A 21,570-nucleotide genomic window follows, 5' to 3' on the forward strand; every position below is an offset into this window, starting at 1 on the left:
GGAAAAGATGAAGAAGGATGTATCAAATTGTGTCTGTATTGGGGATGAATAGAGTCATTACCCTACGAACTCAGTCGTTCGACGACATCATCCCATGAGGCTTTTGCTTCTCCTGAGGCACCACCCACTCTATTCGAAGGTCATACCACTTATTGCTTTGGGATGAGGCGCCGCCTCTCGGATACAACACGTCTCGTATTTTTAATTATTATAATTATTTCACCTCAGCCGCCGCGACATTCCCTTTGCAGGCGGGCGGCGGCGGCCTATGCTCCCGCCGCCTGGACGACTGAGCCGCGAGAGCAGGGAATGAACTACCGTCACGCCTATCATGCCGGAAACTTCGCCGACGTGATGAAGCACGCCACCCTGGCCCTGGCCATCGCGGCGCTGAAGCGCAAGGACACGCCGTTCTTCGTGCTCGACACCCATGCCGGCATCGGCGCCTACGACCTCGAGGCCCCCCAGGCCGACAAGACCGGGGAATACCTGAACGGCATCGCCCGGGTGCTGGACGCCGACGACCCGCCCGCCGAACTGGAGCCCTATCTGGCGGTGGTGCGGTCGTGGAACGCCGGCGGCCTGCTGCGCCGCTATCCCGGCTCGCCCGAACTGGTGCGCGGCCTGATGCGCCCCCAGGACCGCATGGCCCTGGTGGAACTGCACCCCGAGGATGTTGAGACGCTGCGCGCGCGCTTTCACGGCGACCGCCGGGTGGGCGTCCACCATCTGGACGGCTACACCGCCGCCAAGGGTCTGCTGCCGCCGGCCGAGCGGCGCGGCCTGGTGCTGATGGATCCGCCCTTCGAGGTAAAGAACGAGTTCGAGCGCCTGCTGGCGGCACTGCGCCGCGCCCGCAAGCTGTGGCCCACCGGAATTTACATGGCCTGGTACCCCATCAAGGGCCGCGAACCGGTGGACGCCTTCCTGCAGGCCATCGCCGGCCAGGGCGGGGCGGAGGCCCTGGCGGTCGAGCTGTTGCTGCGCCCGGCCGTCGATCCCTTCAAGCTCAACGGCAGCGGCCTGCTGGTCGTCAACCCGCCCTGGCAGCTGCGCGAGAACCTGGAGCGGATCCTGCCCTGGCTGACCGGCCTCGTGGCGCCGGACACCGGCGCATGGGAGATCCGCCAGCTGATCGCCGAGAAGACCATCGGGTCGTGACCCGATGGTGCAGTGCAAAACTGCAACACTCGCGAGGAATCAGAGCCTTCGCGTCCCCCGGGGTCTTCCCCATGGCCCGGCGCTCTCCTATATCTTCCTGAAGCGATACAGCTTTTTCGTTTCCGATGATGACCTGCGCCCGCCTCGTCCTGTCCGCCGTCCTGGCGCTGCCCCTGTGGGCGGCGGGCGTGGCGGATTCGGCGGAGCTGTCGCCCACCGCCCGGCTGGTTCCCGGCGGCGGCGCGGTCCCTTCGGACGCCCCCGCCGTAAGCCTCGGCGAAACCCGCCTGCCCCTGGTCTCGGCCGGAAAGCTGTCGGCCGGCGCCGTGTCGGCCCCCAGCAGGTCTCCCCTGCCCTTCGGCCAGCCGGGCAGCCCCCTGGCGGTGGGCGGCTATGTGGCCTACGGCAACGGCCCGGCCCAACTGAGTTCGTCACTGCGCAGCGACGGGACCACCAGCGGCGCCAACGTCTCGGCCTCGTGGGGCAATGACAGCCGGGCGGCGCTCAGCCTGGGGGTCAACCGCACCGATTGGAGCCGTATCAGCCCCAATTCCCAGCACCCGGCCCTGACCCTGGCCGATCCCTATCGCAGCATCCCCAATGGCGGCGGCAGCGAAGTGAACATGTCGCTCAGCCTGACCCATCAGGTCAGCCCGTCGTTCAGCGTCGGCGGCATGGCCGGCGCCAACCGGACCGGCGGCAGCGAATCCCCCGGAACCGGCCTGTCGGTCGGCGCCGGTCTGGGATATCGCTTCTAGATTCTACTCCCGTCCGGCCACGCCGCATTCGGCGACGGCCTTGCCCAGTTCCTTGCAGATGGCCTTGGCGGCGGCGTCATCCTTGGCGGCGGCGAACAGGCGGACGAAACGTCCCTTGTCCTTGAGGTCGACCGTCTTCATCACCGGCTCGGCCGCCTTCAGCCCGGCGGAGTGCCCGGCCAGGATGCCCCAGCCCTTTTTCGCCCAGTCCTCGGTCTTGTAGGAGGCGAGGTAGACCAGCTTGCGCGGCCCGGCGGCGGGCGCCGGCGCGGCGGCCGGCGGCGGCGGCGCGGCCGGGGCCAAGGCCGCCACGTCCATGGGCGGAGCCGTCGGCTCGGCCATCATGGGGGCGGGATTGGCGGCCAGCTTCTCGCCATGTTCCAGGCGCAGCACCCAGGGCCCATAACGGGTCAGCAGGGCGCCATCGCCCATCACCGCATAGGAGGCGAAGGGCTTGCCGGCGCACTCCACCTGCAGGATGGCGACCTTTTCCCCCATGCCCGGCCAATCGGGAGCGGCGGCGCCGATCACCGACGCCAGCGGCGCCCGGTCCCGGCCATAGCGCGGCGACGCACAGACACGGCCGGCGGCATCGCCGGCCCGGGCGGCCTCCATGGGCACCGATTGCCCGCGCGGAGCGGAATTGACGTCGGCCACCGGACCGGACGCGAAGGCGTCGGTGACGATCCAGGTGCCAAACTGCCAGGCGCTTCCATCCATGGGTTGGGGCGAGGCGGCGCAGCCTCCCAGCAGGGCCAGGCCCCCCAGGGCTGAAAGCGTGAGCGAGAGACGACGGGTCATCACCACCTCACATCACGTCGAGCAGCAGCTTGCGGCGGTTGAGCGGCTGGACAGGACGGGCGTTGTTGGGAAACAGCTTGGCGAAGGCGGCCAGTTGCTCGGCCGAGGCGGTGACGGCCTGGCGATAGACCACCCACTGCACCACTTCCGAGCAGGGCGGCGTGGTCAGCGATCCGGCATAGCGGAAGGTCACCGGGTCCTTGGGCAGCAGCATGGAGGGATCGAGCATGGACGACGCCGTGGCGCTTTCGCCGCCCTTGGACGGCATGACCTGCCAGATGGCCTCCAGCGCCGGATTGGCGCCGCCCTTGGCGATCATCACGCCCAGCACCGCCAGGCCGCCATCGGCCGCCTTGTGGACGAAGTGGCACTCCATGTCGAAGAAGGCCCCGTCGACCGTATGCTCGCTGGGATGATGGAAGTGGAACTGCAGCAGGTCGTAGGACTTGCCGTCCAGCATCAGGTTGCCGCCCCCGGCGCAATCCACCTGGATGGTGTGGCCGTTGTTCTGGACCCTGAGCGGCACCGGCCGCCAGGCGGTCATGGGGTCGCCGATGATGGCGGCGATGGGCTTGGTGAGATCCACCGGCGATTGCTCGCGCCCCATGGAGCAGGCGGCGTATTCCGGCGACAGCATGCCCCATTCCTTGGGCCCGCCATGTCCCTCGTAGGCCCAGTGGGCGCCCTCGGCGGCCACCGCATTGGCGATGGAACCGCCGCAGGTTCCGCACAGACAGGCGGCGCCGGTGGCCCCCTTGAGGAATGAACGACGATCCATGGCAACCCCTCCCCGCAAGCGACTAGGAGGAAAAGGCTATCGCCAAAGTCGGTCGCCGTCACGCATCCAATTCAGGCCGCCCCGTAAACAGGTCCAAGGCCTCCGGATTGGCCAGGGCCTCCTTGTTCTTGACGGCGCGGCCATGCACCACGTCGCGCACCGCCAGTTCGACGATCTTGCCCGACTTGGTGCGGGGAATGTCGGCCACCTGCACGATCTTGGCCGGCACGTGGCGCGGGGTGGTGTTGTCCTTGATGCGCTGCTTGATGCGCGCCTCCAATTCCGGCGACAGCGTCAGTCCGTCGCGCAGCCGCACGAACAGCACCACGCGGACGTCGCCCTGCCAGTCCTGGCCGATCACCAGGCTTTCCAGCACGTCGTCGATCTGCTCCACCTGGCGGTAGATCTCGGCGGTACCGATGCGCACCCCGCCGGGATTGAGCGTGGCGTCCGAGCGGCCGAACACGATGATTCCCCCGGTCTGGGGGTTGACCTCCACCCAGTCGCCATGGGTCCACACGCCGGGGAACTTCTCGAAATAGGCGGCGCGGTACCGGGCGCCGTCGTCGTCGTTCCAGAACCCCACCGGCATGGAGGGGAAGGCCTTGGTGCAGACCAGCTCGCCTTTCTCGCCCGCCAGCGGGCGGCCATTCTCGTCGAACACCTCGACCTTCATGCCCAGGCCCGGCCCCTGGATCTCGCCCCGGTAGACCGCGGCCAGCGGATTGCCCAGCATGAAGCAGGAAATGATGTCGGTGCCGCCCGAGATGGAGGCCAGCTGCACGTCGGCCTTCACCTTGGCGTAGATGTAGTCGAAGCCCTCGGGCGCCAGCACCGAGCCGGTGGAGCAGATGGTGCGCACCGTCTTCAGGGAATGGGTCCGGATGGGCTCGAGGCCCATCTTGGCGATGGCGTCGATCCACTTGGCCGAGGTGCCGAACAGGGTCATGCCCTCGGCATCGGCGAAATCGAACAGGATATTGCCGCCCAGATGGCTGGGATTGCCGTCATAGAGCAGCAAGGTGGCCTCGGCCCCCAGCCCGGCCACCAGCCAGTTCCACATCATCCAGCCGCAGGTGGTGAAGTAGAACACCCGGTCGCCGCGCTTCACGTCGCAGTGCAGCCGGTGCTCCTTCAGCTGCTGGATCAGCGCGCCGCCCGCCGCGTGGACGATGCATTTGGGCGCGCCCGTGGTCCCCGACGAATACATGATGTACAGGGGGTGGTCGAAGGGCAGCCGCAGGAACTCCACCGGCTTGGCGGCGAAGGGCGCCAGGAAATCGCCAAGATGGACCGCCTTGGCCACGCCCGAGATGTCCGCCGCCTCGCGGGTGTAGGGCACCACCACCACGCGCTCCAGCGAGGGGATGCCCGGCACGATGGCGGCCAGCTTCTCCAGGCAGTCGTGGGCGCGGCCCGAATAGAAATAGCCCTCGGCCGCCACCAGCACCTTGGGCGCGATCTGGCCGAAACGGTCCAGCACCCCCTGGACGCCGAAATCGGGCGAGGCCGAGGACCAGATGGCGCCCAAGGACGCCGCCGCCAGCATGAAGGCCACGGATTCCGGCATGTTGGGCATGTAGCCCACCACCCGGTCGCCCACGCCCACGCCCTCGGCCTTCAGCGCCTGCTGGATGCGCGACACCACGGCGTGCAGTTCGGCGAAGCTCAAGCGGCGCTTGACCTTGTCCTCGCCCCAGAACACCAGGGCGTCGCCATCGTCCGAGCGGCGCAGCAGGTTCTCGGCGAAGTTCAGCCGCGCCTCGGAAAACCACTTGGCGCCGGGCATGCGGCGGTCGTCGTCCACCACGAGCGCGCCCGGCCCGTCGCCGATGATCCCGGCGTCCTCCCACATCAGGGACCAGAACTGGTCGGGACGGTCCACCGACCAGCGCCACAGCGCCTGGTAATCGCCGGCCCCGGTCTGGAAACGGGCGTCGGCGTCCCGCATGAACCGGGCAAGCGCCGAAGACCCGGCACGCTCCTTGGACGGTTGCCACAGCAGAACAGACATGCTACCTCCAGCCTTTACGATCACTCGTTCGTTTTACCGCGAAGATGCGGGTTCGCCAAGGCGATATTGGTGTAACTACTTACAGATACGACACAATTTGCCTGAATCAATCCCTGGAGCGGCGAACCAAGTCGTAGCATACTCGACCGCTATCAAATCGAGGAATTCGGGTTTCACATGAATGTTTCCATCTCCCACCAGGACGATACCCTGACCGTCCGCCTCGACGGGACCATGGACTATACCGCCACCAGCCTGATGAACGGGTTGATCTCCGATATCAATTCGATCTCGGCGTCGCGGGTCGTCTTCGATCTGGCCAAGGTGGCGCGGGTGGATTCCGTCGGCCTGGGAATGCTGCACCTGGCCAAGGACGAGATCGTCGGCAAGGGCCGCCACCTCACCTTGCGCGGCGCCGCCGGAAACGTGCGGCGCCTGTTCGAGCTGACCGACGGCGGCGCCAGCTTCGACTTCGAATAGTTTCCGGCCATGGCACTGCGCCTTCTTCTGGCGGTCGGCGGGCTGCTCGCCCTGTGGTGGGCGCTGCGCTGGTGGTCGAAGGCTCCGCCTGACAAGGCGAAAAAGGCGCTGATCGGCGCCATCCTCGCCGCCCTGGTGATCGGCGGCGTCGCCCTGGTGGTCACCGGCAAGCTGGCCGGGCTGTTCGCCATCCTCGCCGGCCTGTCGCCGTGGATCGGCCGGGCCATGCGGCTGCACCAGCTGTGGCAGGGTTTGCGCCGGATGACCGGGCGCGACGCCCCTGCCGCCGGGGGCTCGGCGCCGCCCCCGCCCCCCGCCGACACCGCCATGACCCCAGCCCAGGCCTACGACGTTCTGGGCCTCGCCCCCGGCGCCACGCCAGACGAAATCCGCGAGGCCCATCGCCGCCTGATGCGCGCCAACCATCCCGACACCGGCGGCTCCACCTGGATCGCGGCGCGCCTCAACCAGGCCCGCGACGTCCTTCTGGGATAAATATCCAAGGGCAAACCGTTGCTTCCGCCGCGCGGGCGTGGCAAAACATGCCGCGACCGAAACAAGGCGCGGCTGCGCGCGCCGATGGGTCGAGACAAAGCTTCAGGAGTGATCGATGACTCGTCGAGTCCGCAAAGCCGTGTTCCCCGTGGGTGGCATGGGCACCCGCTTCCTGCCCGCCACCAAGGCGATGCCCAAGGAAATGCTGCCGGTGGTGGACAAGCCGCTGATCCAGTACGCGGTGGAAGAGGCGGCGGCGGCCGGCTGCGAGCACTTCATCTTCGTCACCGGGCGGGGCAAGAACGCGCTGGAGGACCATTTCGACCACAACCCCGAGCTGGAGCGCATCCTCAAGGATCGCGGCAAGTTCGACCTGGTCGAGGCGGTGACCTCGTGGATGCCCAAGTCGGGCCAGATCTCCTATACCCGGCAAAGCGAGCCCCTGGGCCTGGGCCACGCCGTGTGGTGCGCCCGCGACCTGGTGGCGGACGAACCCTTCGCCGTGCTGCTGCCCGACGACCTGATCCTGTCCAAGACCGCCTGCCTGAAGCAGATGGCCGCCGTTCACACCGAAGTGGGCGGCCACGTGGTCGCCGTCTCCGACGTGCCGCGCGAGCACACCAAGCGCTACGGCATCCTGGACGTGGAGAACGACAACGGCCGCCTGGCCCGCGCCAAGGGTCTGGTGGAAAAGCCCGACCCGGCGGTGGCGCCCTCGACGCTGTCCATCATCGGCCGCTACATCCTGCACCCGGCGGTGTTCGACGTGCTGGACAAGAAGGAAAAGGGCGCCGGCGGCGAGATCCAGCTGACCGACGCCATCAGCCAGACCATCGGCATGGTCCCCTTCCACGGCCTGCGCTTCGAGGGAACCCGCTACGATTGCGGCGACAAAGTGGGCTGGCTGGAAGCCAATCTGGCCTTCGCCCTGGCCCGCGAGGACACCGCCGAGGCCGCCCGGGACCTGATCACCCGCTTTCACGGCTAAGGACTAGAGCCTCATGCGCATCGCCATGATCGGCACCGGCTATGTCGGCCTGGTGTCGGGGACCTGCTTCTCGGAATTCGGCATCGACGTGGTTTGCGTCGACAAGGACGCCGCCAAGATTGAGAAGCTGCACCAGAACGTCATGCCCATCTACGAGCCGGGCCTGGACGACATGGTCGCCGCCAACGTGGAAGCCGGCCGCCTGTCCTTCACCACCGACCTGAAGGCGGCGGTCAAGGACGCCGACGCGGTGTTCATCGCCGTGGGCACGCCGTCTCGTCGCGGCGACGGCCATGCCGATCTCTCCTATGTTTACGCGGCGGCGGAAGAGATCGCCGACGCCATGACCGGCTATACCGTGGTGGTCACCAAGTCCACCGTGCCGGTGGGCACCGGCGACGAGGTCGAGGCCATCATCAGGAAGCGCCGTCCCGACGCCCAATTCGACGTGGTGTCCAATCCGGAATTCCTGCGCGAAGGCTCGGCCATCAACGACTTCATGCGCCCCGACCGCGTGGTGATCGGCACCGAATCCGACGCCGCCCGCAAGGTGATGAAGCAGCTCTACCGCGTGCTGTACCTGATCGAGACGCCCATCGTCTTCACGTCGCGGCGCACCTCCGAGCTGATCAAGTACGCCGGCAACACCTTCCTGGCCACCAAGATCACCTTCATCAACGAGATCGCCGATCTGTGCGAGAAGGTGGGCGCCGACGTCCACGACGTGGCCAAGGGCATCGGCCTGGACGGCCGCATCGGCAAGAAGTTCCTGCATCCCGGTCCCGGCTACGGCGGCTCGTGCTTCCCCAAGGACACGCTGGCCCTGGTCAAGACCGCACGGGATTTCGGCGCGCCGCTGCGCATCGTGGAATCGGTGGTCGCCGTCAACGACCAGCGCAAGAAGCAGATGGCCGAGCGCGTCACCAAGGCCTGCGGCGGCTCGGTCAAGGGCAAGGCCATCGCGGTGCTGGGCCTGACCTTCAAGCCCAACACCGACGACATGCGCGATTCGCCCTCGCTCGACATCGTCAAGGCCCTGATCGAGGCGGGCGCCACCGTCAAGGCCTTCGACCCCGAGGGCATGGAAGAGGCCAAGAAGCTGCTGCCGGCGTCGGTCGAATACTGCAAGGACGCCTACGCCACCATGCCGGGCGCCCATTGCGCGGTGATCATCACCGAATGGAACGAGTTCCGGGCGCTGGACCTCAAGAAGGTCAAGTCGCTGCTGGCCGCCCCCGCCATCGTCGACCTGCGCAACGTCTACGCGCCGGACGAGATGGCCGAACTGGGCTTCGCCTACACCAGCATCGGCCGACCGTAGCCGTCTTCTTGACAGTTCATGAACGACGGGAATGCGGGCACATGTTGCCCGCATTCTTGTTTTCGCCGATCATTCGTCTGAGTTGTGGCCGACGCTGGTTGGCAACACGGATGGACGCGGATTGGCACGGATGAACACGGATGGGCGACGAACCAAATCCCCCCGACATTCTCTATCACTACTGCAGTAACGCCGCCTTCCTCTCGATCGTCGAGAGCGACTCCATCCGGCTGTCCGACCTCAGCCTGTCCAATGACAGCCAGGAAGGACGGTGGGTCAGGAAGGTGTTCGAGGAATATTGCACCTCACATGGTGTGACGCGGGGCCATCTCGATACGGCATTATAAGATTTAGATTGGACCATAGAGATGATTGGTGCCGCAGGCTTCTGTATGGCCGAGCGGGACGACACCCTGAGCCAATGGCGGGCATATGCCGATGATGGCTTTGGAGTGGCTATCGGATTTTCTGCAAAACATTTTATCGATGTCAGTGATATCGGCCCCAAAGATGGCTGGGGCTTTCGCCTGAGGAATATCTTGTATGAGGCGGGAGAGCAGGCCGCAGCGATATCCGAGACAGCAGATAAAATAATATCATATATAAATCAAGGCGCCCTCAAACAACAATCCAGGGGTCTGCTGGCATTTACAACAGACGCTGAATTATTAGCGACAAACACGCTTCGCCAATCAATGTGGCGAACAAACATATTTTTCCTTGGCAGCCTATACACCGTTAAAAATCCCGCATTTTCCGAAGAGGCTGAGTGGCGTCTCATCTCCATAATCGTGGGCAGAGGGGCGGAGTGGGAGCCATCATCAGACCTAAAATCCATGGAATTCCGAGCACTGCGAGATAGGATCGTCCCATTCCGGCCCCTCCCCCTTCGCCACGAGGGCCAATCGCCCATCAAACGGGTCGTTCTCGGCCCCCGCAACATCACCCCCATTCCCGTGATCAAGGGCTTTCTCGCCAAGCACGGCCACGAGAACGTCGATGTGGTTCTATCCAAGGCATCCTATCGTTAATCATCCCCTTCATCCGTGAACATCCGCGTCCATCCGTGTTACCCCCATCCCCGCCGTCCGCACCTCTGCATGCCGCAGAAGCAACACGGAGGCCTGAACAGGACGTCCCATGCTCTCCGAAGCCGAGCCCGGCCTGAATGCACTGACCGAACGCATCATCGGCGCGGCCTTTGCCGTGGCGAATGCCTTGGGCCATGGCTTCCTGGAGATCGTCTACCGCAACGCCCTGTTCGAGGAATTGAGCCTGACCGGTCTTGCCGTCAGGAAGGAGCAGCCCTTCCCGGTTCATTACCGGGACCGCCAGGTCGGCTTGTATGTGGCCGATCTGGAGGTGGAAGACAGGGTGATCGTGGAATTGAAGACCACCGACGGATTGGCCCAGGCCCACGCGGCGCAGGTTCTCAACTACCTCAAGGCCAGCGGCCTGCCGGTAGGCCTGCTGCTGAATTTCGGACGGCCAAAGCTGGAAATCCGCCGGGTGGTGTTGGCTAAATGAGCAATATGGCCCAAGATCACGACCAACATCGTCGGCAATCATAGTCCTGGGGAAGATAGCATCATGGCCGCCGTGAAAACCGTTTCCACCACCCCCTTTACCGGCCAGAAGCCCGGCACGTCGGGCTTAAGGAAGAAGGTCAATGTCTTCGCCCAACCCCACTACCTGGAGAACTTCGTCCAGGCGGTGTTCGATTCCATTGGCGACGTGGCGGGAAAGACCCTGGTGCTGGGCGGCGACGGCCGCTACCACAACCGCACCGCCATCCAGACCATCCTGAGGATGGCCGCCGCCAACGGCTTTGCGCGTGTGATGGTGGGCCAGGGCGGCATCCTGTCGACTCCGGCGGCGTCGTGCGTCATCAGGAAGTACAAGACCTTCGGCGGCATCATCTTGTCGGCCAGCCACAATCCCGGCGGCCCGGACGAGGATTTCGGCATCAAGTACAACATCCCGGCCGGCGGCCCGGCCCCCGAGGCCATCACCGAGGCCATCTACGCCCGCTCTCAAGGGATCGACAGCTACAAGACCGTCGAGGCGGCGGATGTGGACCTGGACGTGCTGGGCGCCACCTCCTTAAGCGGCATGGAGGTCCAGGTCTTCGACCCCGTCGCCGATTACGCCGAGCTGATGGAAAGCCTGTTCGACTTCGCCGCCATCCGCGCCAATTTCGCCGCCGGATTCCGCATGAAGTTCGACGCCATGCACGCGGTGACCGGCCCCTACGCCACCGAGATCCTGGAACGCCGCCTAGGCGCGCCCAAGGGCACCGTGATGAACGGCACGCCGCTCGAGGATTTCGGCCACGGCCACCCCGACCCCAATCTGGTCCACGCCCACGATCTGGTCGAGGCGCTCACGGGGCCCGGCGCCCCCGATTTCGGCGCGGCGTCCGATGGCGACGGCGACCGCAACATGATCCTGGGCCGCGACTTCTACGTCACGCCGTCGGATTCGCTGGCCGTACTGGCCGCCAACGCCACGCTGTGCCCCGGCTATCGCAACGGGTTGAAGGGCATAGCGCGCTCCATGCCCACCAGCGCCGCGCCCGACCGGGTGGCCGCCAAGCTGGGTATCCCGGCCTGGGAGACCCCCACCGGCTGGAAGTTCTTCGGCACCTTGCTGGACGCCGGCAAGGCCACCTTCTGCGGCGAGGAGAGCTTCGGCACCGGCTCGGACCATGTGCGCGAGAAGGACGGGCTATGGGCGGTGCTGGCCTGGCTGAACGTGCTGGCCGCGCGCAAGCAATCGGTCGCCGACATCGTCACCGCCCACTGGAAGGAACTGGGGCGTAACGTCTATTCCCGCCACGATTACGAAGGCATCGATTCGGCCGCCGCCGAGGGGCTGATGGAGCATCTGCGCTCGCTCTCGCTCAAGGGACAGAAGCTGGGCGCCTATACCGTCGCCTTCAACGACGACTTCGCCTACACCGATCCGGTGGACGGCTCGGTCTCGAAGAAGCAGGGCATCCGCGTGGTGTTCGAGGACGGCTCGCGCGTGGTCTTCCGCCTGTCGGGAACAGGGACGGAAGGAGCGACGCTGCGCGTCTACATCGAGCGCTATGAGCCCGACGCCGCCAAGCACCACCTCGATCCCCAGGTGGCGCTTTCCGACCTCATCAAGATCGCCCGCGATCTGGCCCAGATCGAGGCCAGGACCGGGCGGACCGAACCGACGGTGATCACCTGACATGACCTCCCACACCTTCCACCCCACCATCCTGCGCGAATACGACATCCGCGGCATCGTGGGCGAGACATTGTTCGCTGCGGATGCCGAGGCCATCGGCCGGGCCTTCGGCACAAGGGTGCGCCGCAATGGCGGCCACGTGGTTGCCCTTGGCTGGGACGGGCGGCTGTCGAGCCCCGAGATGGCCGAGGCGCTGACCAAGGGCCTGATGGCTTCGGGCTGCACCGTGCGGCGCATCGGACGCGGCCCCACCCCCATGCTGTACTTCGCCGCCAAGGTGAGGGAGGCCGACGGCGGCATCATGGTCACCGGCAGCCACAACCCGCCCACCCATAACGGCTTCAAGATGGTGCTGGCCGGCAAGCCGTTCTTCGGCCCCGACATCCAGTCGCTGGGGACCATCGCCGCCAAGGGCGACTTCGCCACCGGCGAGGGCAAGGCGGTCGAGGATTCGGTGTTCGACGAGTACGTCACCCGCCTGGCCGAGGATTACGACGGCGAGCGCGACCTGCGGGTGGTGTGGGATTGCGGCAACGGCGCCACCGGCGAGGCGCTGCACGCCCTGGTCAAGCGTCTGCCCGGCACCCATACCGTGCTGTTCGGCGAGATCGACGGCCGCTTCCCCAATCACCACCCCGACCCCACCGAGCCCCACAATCTGGTGGCGCTGCAAGACAAGGTGCTGGCCGAATCCGCCCATCTGGGCATCGCCTTCGACGGCGACGGCGACCGCATCGGCGTGGTGGACGCGGAAGGCCGCATCCTCTACGGCGACCAGATCCTGGTGATCCTGGCCGAGGACCTGCTGAAGTCGCGGCCGGGCGCCACCATCATCGCCGACGTCAAGGCGTCGAAGGTGTTCTTCGACGAAGTGCGGCGCATGGGCGGCAACGCCGTCATGGGCCGCACCGGCCACTCGCTGATCAAGACCCAGATGGCCGAGACCGGCGCGCCGCTGGCCGGCGAGATGAGCGGCCACATCTTCTTCGCCGACCGTTATTACGGCTTCGACGACGCCCTTTACGCCGCCATCCGCCTGCTGGGCATCGTGGCCCGCTGGGATCGCCAGACCATCGGCCAGCGCCGTGACAAGCTGCCCCACATGGTCAACACCCCGGAACTGCGCTTCGACTGCCCGGAGGAGCGCAAGTTCGCCGTGGTGGCCGAGGTCCGGGCGCGCCTCGAGGCGGCGGGCGCCAATTTCTCCGCCATCGACGGCGTGCGGGTGGACACGGCCGACGGCTGGTGGCTGCTGCGCGCCTCCAACACCCAGGCGGTGCTGGTGGCCCGCTGCGAGGCGGCCAGCGCCGAGGGGTTGAAGCGGCTGCGCCAGACCCTCTCGGAGCAGTTGGCGGCCAGCGGCGTCAGCCTTGGGACTACCCACTGATGGCGGCTTGAATTTCTTCGGCTTAGGTTCCAGACTGATATCATTCGAAGGTAGGGGGTCTGGGACCGGCCACCCCTTGCGCAAGAACAATATCCGTCAGATCAAGGGGGACCAGTATGTCCGTTGAATCCATCCTGAAGACCAAGGGCAACGTCGTCTTCACCATCCGCCCCGAGCATTCGGTGGCCGACGCCGCCGCGCTGCTGACCAACAAGAAGGTCGGCGTGGCCGTGGTCTGCGACGCCAAGGGCAAGCTGCAGGGCGTGCTGTCCGAGCGCGACATCGTCAAGGGCCTGTCCCAGTACGGCAAGGCCGCCCTGGAAATGCCGGTGCGCAACGTCATGTCCAGCCCGGTGGTCACCTGCTCGCCCGGCGACAGCGTCAAGACCATCATGGGCGTGATGACCGAACGCCGCATCCGCCACCTGCCGGTGGTGGAAAAGGACGAGCTGATCGGCATCGTCTCCATCGGCGACGCGGTCAACTTCCGCCTGACCGAGGCCCAGATGGAGATGAACGTGCTGCGCGACGTCGCCGCCACGCGCTGATCTTCACTTTCAACGCCCCCGGAATCCCAGGATTCCGGGGGCGTTTGCATTTTTGCAGCCCCTCCATGCGCGACAATTATGTTGCAGCGCAAAAATCATGTTGCGCTGCAACACGATTCTGTTAGATTAGCCTCATGTTGCAGCGCACAACGCGCCTCACCCTTTGAAAAGGATCATGGTCATGACCATCAAGATCGACGGTTTCGAGAAGTTCGTCGCCCTGGGCAAGGAAAACGCCGACGCTTTCGCCAAGTCCGGCGCCGCCACCGTCAAGGCTTTCGAAGAGATCGCCAAGGCCCAGCAGGCCCTGATCGCCGAGAACGTCAAGAAGGCCGACGCCGCCGTCAAGGCGCTGTTCTCCGTCAAGAGCCCGGCCGAGCTGGCCGATCTGCAGGGCAAGCTGGCCCGCGAGGCCCTCGAGGGCGCCATCGCCGACGGCCGCAAGCTGGCCGAGCTGTCGACCACTGCGCTGACCGCCGCGGTCGAGCCGATCCAGGCCCGTTTCGCCGCGCTGACCAAGGTTGCCGCCTAACTTCGATCCGCAAGCCCGGCGAGGTCTCTCCTCCCACCTCGCCCGGGTCTGGATCGAAATGACCGCCGCCGCTTTTTGAACGTCCGGGGCTCTCCCCCCCATCCCGCTGCTTCCGGACATTCGCGACGACGGCCACGAAGCCCCGGCCTTCCTCCCAAGGCCGGGGCTTTTTCTTTGCCCGATTTAAATCGGCATTCCTTGACCGAATTGCCCGAGGCTCCTACCTTTCTTGCCAAGAAGGAGTGAGCCGATGTCGTTCAAGGGTACCGATAGCTATGTGGCGACCGAAGACCTGCTGGTCGCCGTCAACGCGGCGTTGCGTCTGGAACGCCCCCTGCTGATCAAGGGCGAGCCGGGCACCGGCAAGACCGTGCTGGCCGCCGAGGTGGCCAAGTCGCTGGGCCGTCCGCTGCTGCAATGGCACATCAAGTCCACCACCAAGGCGCAGCAGGGCCTGTATGAATACGACGCGGTGGCGCGCCTCAGGGATTCCCAGCTGGGCGATGCCCGCGTCCACGACATCTCCAACTACATCGTCAGGGGCAAGCTGTGGGAGGCGTTCGAGGCCCCCACCCCGCCGGTGCTGCTGATCGACGAGATCGACAAGGCCGACATCGAGTTCCCCAACGACCTGCTGCTGGAACTCGACCGCATGGAGTTCCATGTCTACGAGACCAAGCAGGTGGTCAAGGCGGCGCAGCGTCCCATGGTGATCATCACCTCGAACAACGAGAAGGAGCTGCCCGACGCCTTCCTGCGCCGCTGCTTCTTCCACTACATCCGCTTCCCCGACCGCGAGACCATGGAACGCATCGTCGCCGTGCATTACCCCGGCATCAAGCCGGCCCTGCTGCACGAGGCGCTGACCGCGTTCTTCGACATCCGCGAGGTGGCGGGGCTGAAGAAGAAGCCGTCCACCTCGGAGCTGCTGGACTGGATCAAGCTGCTGCTGTCCGAGGATTTGTCGCCGGAAGACCTGCGGGCCAAGGACAAGGCCTCGCTGATTCCCAAGCTGCACGGCGCGCTTTTGAAGAACGAGCAGGACGTCCACCTGTTCGAGCGCCTGGCCTTCCTCAATCGGCGGGAGGGACGCTGATGACCGTCATCTCGTGGACCGAGGCCATGAGCGTGGGAAACTCCGCCCTGGACAAGGACCACCAGAAGCTGATCGGCATGATCAACGACCTCGACCAGTCGGCTCCCGACTTCCTGGAGCTGTTCAACGCGGTGCTGGACTACACCACCGGCCATTTCGAGCGTGAGGAGGCCCACCTGGAAGCCATCGGCTTTCCCGGTCTGGACGCCCACCGGGTCCAGCACGACGACTTCGCTGACCAGGTGGCGGCCATGCTGAAGCAGTACCGCACCCAGGCCTTCGAGGACGACGACACCCGGCTGAAGGACTTCCTGTGGTCGTGGCTGAAGGGCCACATCCTGATCGAGGACCAGCGCTACGCCGCCTGGACCCGGGCGAAGGGCGGTTGAGTCCACCATGTTCCTGACCCTGTTCCTCGAACTGCGCGACGCCAAGGTGCCGGTCACCTTGAAGGAATACCTCACCCTGCTCGAGGCCCTGGCCGAGGGCGTCGCCGAGATGAGCGTCGACACCTTCTACTACCTGACCCGGGCCTGCCTGGTGAAGGACGAGCGCAACCTGGACAAGTTCGACCGGGTGTTCGGCCGCGTCTTCAACGGTATCGTCGGATCGGGCGACGAGCTGGCCGCCGCGCTCAAAGCCGCCATCCCCGAGGAATGGCTGCGTAAGCTGGCGGAAAAGCACCTGACGCCGGAAGAGATGGAGCAAATCCAGTCGGCGGGCGGCTTCGAAAAGCTGATGGAGACGTTGCGCAAGCGCCTGGAGGAGCAGAAGGAGCGCCACCAGGGCGGCTCCAAGTGGATCGGCACCGCCGGCACCTCGCCCTTCGGCGCCTACGGCTACAACCCCGAGGGCGTGCGCATCGGCCAGAACGAATCCCGGCACCGCCGCGCGGTCAAGGTGTGGGACGAGCGGGTCTACCGCAATCTCGACGACGGCATCGAACTGGGCACGCGGAACTTCCGCATGGCCCTGCGACGGCTGCGCCGCTTCGCCCGCGAGGGCGCCGCCACCGAACTGGACCTGCCCGGCACCATCACCTCGACGGCGCGGGCCGGCGGCTGGCTCGACCTCAAGATGCGGCCCGAGCGCCACAACAAGGTCAAGCTGCTGCTGCTGCTCGACATCGGCGGCTCCATGGACGAGCACGTGCGCACCTGCGAGGAGCTGTTCTCGGCGGTGCGCTCCGAGTTCAAGCACCTGGAGTACTACTACTTCCACAACTGCCCCTATGGCGGGCTGTGGAAGGACAACCGCCGCCGCCACCAGGACGTCACCCACACGCTGGACGTCATCCATACCTACCCGTCGGACTACAAACTGATCTTCGTCGGCGACGCCGCCATGAGCCCCTACGAGATCACCATGCCGGGCGGCGCCGTGGAGGAATGGAACGAGGAGCCCGGCCATGTGTGGATGCGCCGCCTGCTCGACCAGTGGCCCAGTGCCGTCTGGCTCAATCCGGCCCCCCCGGCGCGCTGGCAGTGGACCCATTCCACCCAGATGATCCAGCAGCTGATGGGCGGGCGCATGCATCCCCTGACGCTGGAGGGCCTGGACCAGGCCATGCGCGATCTCAATCGGGGCACGCCCCATCCGTAATGTCGGCCCCGTCCGTAATGTCGGCCCCCTCCGTAATGTCGGCCCCCTCCGTAATGTCGGCCCCCTCCGTAATGTCGGATTGCCGGTATTGGTTTGAGCGCGCCATATGATAGCCTTCCGCTTGGCATGAATGTCTCTTTGGGGGGAAACGGGACCGAATGGCGGAGGGGGGCAAACGGACCCTGACCTGGCTGGGCGGAGCGCAGGGCCACCTGTTCCAGGTGGTGATGCTCGGCCTCATCCCCTGCATTTTCCTCGGCACCCTGGCGGTGATCGTCCATCTGGCCGAATCCCTGTCGCTGCAGGCGGCGGGCGCCCAGATCGAGACCCTGGCGCGCATGGCCGCCGCCATCCACGACCGTGGGCTGGAAAGCTCGCGCGAGGCGCTGGCCGCCCTGGCCACCGACCCCGAGGATGACGAGTGCGGCAACCATTACCGCCACTTCCTGCTGGCCATCGAGGGGCATGCGGGTTTCATGCGTACCGACGCCTCGGGGCAGGTGAAGTGCAGCATCGGCCAGGGCTCCGACATTTCCTGGCTCGCCAAGGGCGCCCACATCGAGCGGGCCCTGGAAACGGGAAGCATCGCCACCGCCCCCTATCACTTGCTCGACGACGGCCGCACCGCCCTGCCCATCGCCTATCCCATCCTGGACTGGCTGGGCACGCCGCGCGGCGTGGTGGCCACCGCCCGTTCCCTGGACCACCTGGCCAGGGCAGTCGCCCCGCCCATCCTGCCCGAAGGAGCGCGCCTGCTGGTACTGCGAAAGGACGGGACGATCCTGGCCCGGGTGCCCGCCCTGCCCGAACCCGCGCCCCAGGTCACCCCGGTGCCGGAACTGAAGGACGCGGCGGTGCGGGGCGCCAGCGGCTCGTTCATCGCCACCGCCATCACCGGCGAGACGTCCATGTTCGGCATCGCGCCCTTGGGCAATCTGGCCCCCGATACCATGGTCGCGGTGACCGTCCCGGTGGAAATGCTGGGCGGGGCCGAGCGCCAGTTCCTGCGCATGGCGGTGATCGCCTTCGCCGTGGCGGGCACCGGCGCCGTCCTGCTGCTGTGGTTTTCCAGCCGCCGGCTGCTATTCGCCCCGCTCGGCCGGCTGGCCGGGGCCATGCGCCGGGTACGGAGCGGCGACATGAATGCCCGCACAGGCGGCGGCCTGGGCGAGGTGGGCGAGATGTGCGCCACCTTCGACACCATGCTGGGCGCGCTGAACGAGCGCGAGGTCTGGCTGAAGGACAGCGAGGACCGCTTCCGCGCCACCTTCGAGCAGGCCGCCGTCGGCATGAGCCACGCCAGTCCCGACCGCCGTTTCATCCGGGTCAACCGCCGCTTCGCCGCCATGCTGGGCTACGAGCCCGAGGAACTGATCGGCCGACCGACCCTGGACATCACCCACCCCGACGACCGGGCGCTGGGCGGGGACGAGATCGCCAGCATGATCCGCGGCGAGTGCCAGAGCTTCGCCATGGAAAAGCGCTACATCCGCAAGGACGGCTCCATCGCCTGGATCAACCTGACCCTGTCGGCCCTGTGGCGCGAGGGCCGCATCGAATACCTGATCGGCGTCACCGAGGATATCGAGCGGCGCAAGCTGGCCGAGGCCCAGATGCTGGCCGCCAAGGAACAGGCCGAAAGCGCCAGCCGCGCCAAAAGCGACTTCCTGGCCGGCATGAGCCATGAACTGCGCACGCCCTTGAACGCCATCATCGGCTTCGCCGAGACCATGTATTCCCAGGTCCTGGGCCCCATGCCCGACCGCTACCGGGAATATGCCGGCGACATCTCCGCCTCGGGCCGCCATCTGCTCAGCATCATCACCGACATCCTGGACCTGGCCAAGATCGAGGCCGGCAAGATGGAGCTGGACGACCGCCCCATGGAGGTCCGTCCGCTGGTCGAGGCCGCCATCCGCCTGATGCGCGACCGCGCCGCCGGATTGGACCTGATCGCCGACCTTCCCGCCGACCTGCCGCAGGTCATGGCGGACGAGCGGCGCATCCGGCAGGTGCTGATCAATCTCATGGCCAATGCCGTCAAGTTCACCCCCCATGGCGGAACGGTGAGGATCTCCGCCACAATCCCGCCGCACGGGGGGCTTGAACTGCATGTGGCCGACAGCGGCATCGGCATGACCGGCGACGAAATCGCCCAGGCCATGGAGCCCTTCGTCCAGGTGGACGCCCGCATCGCCCGGCGTCACGAGGGAACCGGCCTGGGACTGCCCATGGTGGTGGCCATCATGGAGATGCACGGCGGCTCGGTCAGCATCCACAGCCAGCCCGATCAGGGCACCCGGGTGACGGTCGCCTTCCCCCCGTCCCGCCTGTTCAGCGCGGCGGCGGACTGATACCGGGATGCGGCGATCGAAACCGATCCCCGCATCGCCCTCAATCGCCGGGCGCCGCCTGTGGCGGCTTGGCTTCCGCCGCATAGGCGGCGCGGCCCCTTGGGCCTACCCACCCCGCGACGAGCAGGCTCATCGCGGGCTGGTGTGGGTCATGAATTCGGCCATGGCGGCGACCACCTCGTCCTCGCGGCCGAAGAAGCCGTGGGGCGACATGGCCTGACAGGCGGCCGAGCGCGCCGGGGCGCCGCCGTCGACCATCAGCAGCCGTCGCCGGGGCGAGTTGGCCAGACTCTCCAGCAGCCCGGCGGCGTCGCCGGGCGGCGTGACCTCGCAGGAATCGCCCGAATGGGCGACGACCATGGCCGGCACGCCGACGCCCCCCAATCCCAGGCCGAACACGCCGTCGGCGGGATAGGCGTATTTGCGGTGCCCCCGGGTGATGGACGAGGTGAGGATCACGCCGTCCACCTGGGCGCCCAGCCGGACCGCCACGTTGGCCGCCGACAACGTCCCCATGCTGGTGCCCACCAGCCAGACCGGCAGGCCGCCGCTCCGGCGCTTAAGCCAGGCGGCCAGGGCGGCGATGTCGTCGGCGTGCTCCTGGGAAAGGCGGAATTGCGCCGTCAGGGAGCGCCCCTGATCCGACGGCGCGTCCATGGTCATCGCCAGGACGCCGTGACCGGCGAGAAGCCCCCGGGTCCGGACCAGGAAATTGCCGCGCCCGAAGGCGACGGGCGCGTCCACGGTTTCGCCGGGACGTACCCCGACGCTGCCATCACCGCCGGCCAGCAGGATGGCGGCGACGACGGGCGGGCGCGCCGGCTCGGTCAGGTAGAAGGCGGTGGACACCCCCGGGCGGGTTTCGATCTCCAGCGCCTGCTCGCCGCGGATGGCTTCAGCCGCCCAGGTTGCGTGTCCAAACAGCAACAGCGGCAGTGCCATCAGCCATCCACGCATCACCCATTCTCCCATGCCGCTTGGCCCCGATGCCTCCATCATGGCACAGTACGGCGTCGGCAACATCCAGGACCGCTCCCCGCCTCATGGTCAGCGAGCTGCTACGCCCCGATTCCGAGTTCTCCCGAGCCGTCTACAAGGAAATCCGCCCGGCCATTCCCCGTGCCCATTGGCCGGTGGAGGCCTTGCGCGCCACCTTCACGCCCAGCAGCGACGGCCTGTCGCTGATCGCCGGTTTCGAGGGCCTGCCTCCGAACTACGCCGCCTTGGCCGCCCAGGTCGTGCTGAACGCCAAGGTGGACCTGGTGCTGGTGTCGCCGGTGGCGGCCCTGGCCTCGGCGGTGGTCTACGCCAAGCGCTGGCGCGACACCTTCCTTTACGCGCTGCTGCCGCTGCTGTTCGCCATTCCCCTGCTGGCCCCCCTGGGCAACGTCGCCATGCGGGTCAGCATCGTCCTGTTCGCGCTGAATTGCGCCGCGCTGCTGCTGTGCCACGCCCGCCTGCTGCAGCGGCGTTCCGCCCTGCAGCAAGGGCGCTTCATCGCCGAAATTCCGACGCCGGGCCTCAGGATCAAGGTGCCCCAGGGCACGCCGATCCACCATCAGGAATGAAAAGGAGCATCATGCCCCCGGTTTCCCTCCAGCGCCGCGCCCTGGTTCTCGGATTGCCCGTGGCGGGCTGCGCCCTCGCCCTGGCCCCCGGCGCCGCCATGGCCAGCCGGGCCGAGGCGGACGAGGCGGCGGCGCGCCTGCTCGGCGGCGTCAGGCCCCAGGCGGGCAAGGTCCACCTGAAGCTTCCCGAGATCGCCGACAACGGCGCCACCGTGCCGTTCACCGTCTCGGTGGACCACCCCATGGCGCCGAACAATTACGTCAGGGAAATCCACATCCTGGCCCACGACAATCCCGCCCCCCAGGTGGCCAGCTTCCACTTCACCCCCACCGGCAAGGCGGAGGTGTCGGGACGGCTGCGTCTGGCCCGCAGCCAGGAGGTGCGCGCCATCGCACTCTTGTCCGACGGCAGCGCCTGGGAGACGCGGCGCGAGGTCAAGGTCACCGTCGGCGGCTGCGGAGGCTGAC

The 21,570-nt window shown here is 66.6% G+C and carries 23 protein-coding genes; 19 read left to right on the forward strand and 4 right to left on the reverse strand.

Going from position 1 to position 21,570, the window contains the following annotated elements; genetic code table 11:
• Window positions 1-309: 309 nt before the first annotated feature.
• Both XM1_RS01105 and XM1_RS01110 read left to right on the forward strand, forming a co-directional pair.
• Window positions 310-1,161 carry a 23S rRNA (adenine(2030)-N(6))-methyltransferase RlmJ gene (locus XM1_RS01105; protein ID WP_068428426.1) on the forward strand — a complete coding sequence of 284 codons (852 nt, stop codon included), beginning with the start codon at window positions 310-312 and terminating at the stop codon, window positions 1,159-1,161.
• 125 nt (window positions 1,162-1,286) lie between these two features.
• The gene (locus tag XM1_RS01110; RefSeq protein WP_231920644.1) at window positions 1,287-1,919 is read left to right on the forward strand and encodes a hypothetical protein; all 633 of its coding nucleotides are present in this window, start codon (window positions 1,287-1,289) and stop codon (window positions 1,917-1,919) included.
• A gap of 3 nt (window positions 1,920-1,922) precedes the next feature.
• Here the strand turns inward: XM1_RS01110 and XM1_RS01115 are convergent, their stop codons facing one another.
• The 3 genes from XM1_RS01115 to XM1_RS01125 are packed head-to-tail and all read right to left on the reverse strand — an operon-like array spanning window position 1,923 to window position 5,512.
• Window positions 1,923-2,720: a hypothetical protein gene (locus XM1_RS01115; protein WP_068437349.1), complete on the reverse strand. Its 798-nt coding sequence runs from the start codon at window positions 2,718-2,720 to the stop codon at window positions 1,923-1,925.
• Between the two features lie 7 nt (window positions 2,721-2,727).
• On the reverse strand, window positions 2,728-3,498 hold the full coding sequence (locus tag XM1_RS01120; RefSeq protein ID WP_068428427.1) for a carbonic anhydrase: 771 nt from the start codon (window positions 3,496-3,498) through the stop codon (window positions 2,728-2,730).
• Window positions 3,499-3,556: 58 nt separating this feature from the next.
• Complete coding sequence (locus tag XM1_RS01125; protein WP_068428430.1) at window positions 3,557-5,512, reverse strand: acetoacetate--CoA ligase; 1,956 nt, start codon at window positions 5,510-5,512, stop codon at window positions 3,557-3,559.
• A 177-nt stretch (window positions 5,513-5,689) separates the two neighbouring features.
• Here XM1_RS01125 and XM1_RS01130 point away from each other — a divergent pair, with 177 nt between their 5' ends.
• From XM1_RS01130 to XM1_RS01200, 15 genes are all read left to right on the forward strand, one after another.
• Window positions 5,690-5,992: an STAS domain-containing protein gene (locus XM1_RS01130; RefSeq protein WP_068428433.1), complete on the forward strand. Its 303-nt coding sequence runs from the start codon at window positions 5,690-5,692 to the stop codon at window positions 5,990-5,992.
• 9 nt (window positions 5,993-6,001) lie between these two features.
• The gene (locus tag XM1_RS01135; RefSeq protein ID WP_068428436.1) at window positions 6,002-6,487 is read left to right on the forward strand and encodes a DnaJ domain-containing protein; all 486 of its coding nucleotides are present in this window, start codon (window positions 6,002-6,004) and stop codon (window positions 6,485-6,487) included.
• A gap of 115 nt (window positions 6,488-6,602) precedes the next feature.
• On the forward strand, window positions 6,603-7,475 hold the full coding sequence (galU, locus tag XM1_RS01140) for a UTP--glucose-1-phosphate uridylyltransferase GalU (protein ID WP_068428440.1): 873 nt from the start codon (window positions 6,603-6,605) through the stop codon (window positions 7,473-7,475).
• 13 nt (window positions 7,476-7,488) lie between these two features.
• Window positions 7,489-8,796: a UDP-glucose/GDP-mannose dehydrogenase family protein gene (locus XM1_RS01145; RefSeq protein WP_068428443.1), complete on the forward strand. Its 1,308-nt coding sequence runs from the start codon at window positions 7,489-7,491 to the stop codon at window positions 8,794-8,796.
• Window positions 8,797-8,936: 140 nt separating this feature from the next.
• A complete protein-coding gene (locus tag XM1_RS01150; RefSeq protein ID WP_068428446.1) occupies window positions 8,937-9,143 on the forward strand; it encodes a hypothetical protein in 207 nt (68 codons plus the stop codon).
• 21 nt (window positions 9,144-9,164) lie between these two features.
• Entirely contained in the window at window positions 9,165-9,827 is a 663-nt protein-coding gene (locus XM1_RS01155; protein ID WP_068428448.1) for a DUF2971 domain-containing protein, read from the forward strand.
• Between the two features lie 109 nt (window positions 9,828-9,936).
• The gene (locus XM1_RS01160) at window positions 9,937-10,323 is read left to right on the forward strand and encodes a GxxExxY protein (protein WP_068428451.1); all 387 of its coding nucleotides are present in this window, start codon (window positions 9,937-9,939) and stop codon (window positions 10,321-10,323) included.
• Between the two features lie 63 nt (window positions 10,324-10,386).
• On the forward strand, window positions 10,387-12,015 hold the full coding sequence (locus tag XM1_RS01165) for an alpha-D-glucose phosphate-specific phosphoglucomutase (RefSeq protein WP_068428454.1): 1,629 nt from the start codon (window positions 10,387-10,389) through the stop codon (window positions 12,013-12,015).
• Between the two features lies 1 nt (window position 12,016).
• Complete coding sequence (gene pgmG / locus XM1_RS01170; RefSeq protein WP_068428457.1) at window positions 12,017-13,402, forward strand: phosphoglucomutase/phosphomannomutase PgmG; 1,386 nt, start codon at window positions 12,017-12,019, stop codon at window positions 13,400-13,402.
• A 116-nt stretch (window positions 13,403-13,518) separates the two neighbouring features.
• Window positions 13,519-13,950, forward strand: coding sequence for a CBS domain-containing protein (locus XM1_RS01175; protein WP_068428460.1), 432 nt, complete (start codon window positions 13,519-13,521; stop codon window positions 13,948-13,950).
• Window positions 13,951-14,131: 181 nt separating this feature from the next.
• A complete protein-coding gene (locus XM1_RS01180; protein ID WP_068428463.1) occupies window positions 14,132-14,482 on the forward strand; it encodes a phasin family protein in 351 nt (116 codons plus the stop codon).
• Window positions 14,483-14,732: 250 nt separating this feature from the next.
• Complete coding sequence (locus tag XM1_RS01185; RefSeq protein ID WP_068428466.1) at window positions 14,733-15,578, forward strand: MoxR family ATPase; 846 nt, start codon at window positions 14,733-14,735, stop codon at window positions 15,576-15,578.
• Window positions 15,578-15,967, forward strand: coding sequence for a bacteriohemerythrin (locus XM1_RS01190; protein ID WP_068428469.1), 390 nt, complete (start codon window positions 15,578-15,580; stop codon window positions 15,965-15,967). Before XM1_RS01185 ends, XM1_RS01190 begins: the two co-directional genes overlap by 1 nt.
• A 7-nt stretch (window positions 15,968-15,974) precedes the next feature.
• Window positions 15,975-17,180, forward strand: a complete 1,206-nt coding sequence (locus tag XM1_RS01195; protein WP_068428473.1) for a VWA domain-containing protein — start codon at window positions 15,975-15,977, stop codon at window positions 17,178-17,180.
• Between the two features lie 158 nt (window positions 17,181-17,338).
• Window positions 17,339-19,534: an ATP-binding protein gene (locus XM1_RS01200; protein WP_068428476.1), complete on the forward strand. Its 2,196-nt coding sequence runs from the start codon at window positions 17,339-17,341 to the stop codon at window positions 19,532-19,534.
• Between the two features lie 129 nt (window positions 19,535-19,663).
• Here XM1_RS01200 and XM1_RS01205 read toward each other — a convergent pair whose 3' ends face one another.
• Entirely contained in the window at window positions 19,664-20,491 is an 828-nt protein-coding gene (locus XM1_RS01205) for an alpha/beta hydrolase (protein WP_172821874.1), read from the reverse strand.
• A gap of 86 nt (window positions 20,492-20,577) precedes the next feature.
• On the opposite strand from XM1_RS01205, the gene XM1_RS01210 reads away from it, so the two are divergent.
• Entirely contained in the window at window positions 20,578-21,102 is a 525-nt protein-coding gene (locus tag XM1_RS01210) for a hypothetical protein (RefSeq protein WP_068428482.1), read from the forward strand.
• An 11-nt stretch (window positions 21,103-21,113) separates the two neighbouring features.
• Window positions 21,114-21,569 carry a thiosulfate oxidation carrier protein SoxY gene (gene soxY / locus XM1_RS01215; RefSeq protein ID WP_082700311.1) on the forward strand — a complete coding sequence of 152 codons (456 nt, stop codon included), beginning with the start codon at window positions 21,114-21,116 and terminating at the stop codon, window positions 21,567-21,569.
• The last annotated feature ends 1 nt before the right edge of the window (window position 21,570 follow it).

It is taken from the genome of Magnetospirillum sp. XM-1, from assembly GCF_001511835.1.
GTDB lineage: Bacteria > Pseudomonadota > Alphaproteobacteria > Rhodospirillales > Magnetospirillaceae > Phaeospirillum.

What these genes read in the sequence shown, in the direction of transcription:
- XM1_RS01135 (WP_068428436.1), top strand. Translation starts at nt 6,002, where the DNA reads ATGGCACTGCGCCTTCTTCTGGCGGTCGGCGGGCTGCTCGCCCTGTGG.
- XM1_RS01185 (WP_068428466.1), top strand. Translation starts at nt 14,733, where the DNA reads ATGTCGTTCAAGGGTACCGATAGCTATGTGGCGACCGAAGACCTGCTG.
- XM1_RS01105 (WP_068428426.1), top strand. Translation starts at nt 310, where the DNA reads ATGAACTACCGTCACGCCTATCATGCCGGAAACTTCGCCGACGTGATG.
- XM1_RS01130 (WP_068428433.1), top strand. Translation starts at nt 5,690, where the DNA reads ATGAATGTTTCCATCTCCCACCAGGACGATACCCTGACCGTCCGCCTC.
- XM1_RS01165 (WP_068428454.1), top strand. Translation starts at nt 10,387, where the DNA reads ATGGCCGCCGTGAAAACCGTTTCCACCACCCCCTTTACCGGCCAGAAG.
- XM1_RS01210 (WP_068428482.1), top strand. Translation starts at nt 20,578, where the DNA reads ATGGTCAGCGAGCTGCTACGCCCCGATTCCGAGTTCTCCCGAGCCGTC.
- XM1_RS01190 (WP_068428469.1), top strand. Translation starts at nt 15,578, where the DNA reads ATGACCGTCATCTCGTGGACCGAGGCCATGAGCGTGGGAAACTCCGCC.
- galU (WP_068428440.1), top strand. Translation starts at nt 6,603, where the DNA reads ATGACTCGTCGAGTCCGCAAAGCCGTGTTCCCCGTGGGTGGCATGGGC.
- pgmG (WP_068428457.1), top strand. Translation starts at nt 12,017, where the DNA reads ATGACCTCCCACACCTTCCACCCCACCATCCTGCGCGAATACGACATC.
- soxY (WP_082700311.1), top strand. Translation starts at nt 21,114, where the DNA reads ATGCCCCCGGTTTCCCTCCAGCGCCGCGCCCTGGTTCTCGGATTGCCC.
- XM1_RS01195 (WP_068428473.1), top strand. Translation starts at nt 15,975, where the DNA reads ATGTTCCTGACCCTGTTCCTCGAACTGCGCGACGCCAAGGTGCCGGTC.
- XM1_RS01155 (WP_068428448.1), top strand. Translation starts at nt 9,165, where the DNA reads ATGATTGGTGCCGCAGGCTTCTGTATGGCCGAGCGGGACGACACCCTG.
- XM1_RS01200 (WP_068428476.1), top strand. Translation starts at nt 17,339, where the DNA reads ATGGCGGAGGGGGGCAAACGGACCCTGACCTGGCTGGGCGGAGCGCAG.
- XM1_RS01180 (WP_068428463.1), top strand. Translation starts at nt 14,132, where the DNA reads ATGACCATCAAGATCGACGGTTTCGAGAAGTTCGTCGCCCTGGGCAAG.
- XM1_RS01120 (WP_068428427.1), bottom strand. Translation starts at nt 3,498, where the DNA reads ATGGATCGTCGTTCATTCCTCAAGGGGGCCACCGGCGCCGCCTGTCTG.
- XM1_RS01125 (WP_068428430.1), bottom strand. Translation starts at nt 5,512, where the DNA reads ATGTCTGTTCTGCTGTGGCAACCGTCCAAGGAGCGTGCCGGGTCTTCG.
- XM1_RS01115 (WP_068437349.1), bottom strand. Translation starts at nt 2,720, where the DNA reads ATGACCCGTCGTCTCTCGCTCACGCTTTCAGCCCTGGGGGGCCTGGCC.
- XM1_RS01175 (WP_068428460.1), top strand. Translation starts at nt 13,519, where the DNA reads ATGTCCGTTGAATCCATCCTGAAGACCAAGGGCAACGTCGTCTTCACC.
- XM1_RS01205 (WP_172821874.1), bottom strand. Translation starts at nt 20,491, where the DNA reads ATGCGTGGATGGCTGATGGCACTGCCGCTGTTGCTGTTTGGACACGCA.
- XM1_RS01110 (WP_231920644.1), top strand. Translation starts at nt 1,287, where the DNA reads ATGATGACCTGCGCCCGCCTCGTCCTGTCCGCCGTCCTGGCGCTGCCC.
- XM1_RS01150 (WP_068428446.1), top strand. Translation starts at nt 8,937, where the DNA reads ATGGGCGACGAACCAAATCCCCCCGACATTCTCTATCACTACTGCAGT.
- XM1_RS01145 (WP_068428443.1), top strand. Translation starts at nt 7,489, where the DNA reads ATGCGCATCGCCATGATCGGCACCGGCTATGTCGGCCTGGTGTCGGGG.
- XM1_RS01160 (WP_068428451.1), top strand. Translation starts at nt 9,937, where the DNA reads ATGCTCTCCGAAGCCGAGCCCGGCCTGAATGCACTGACCGAACGCATC.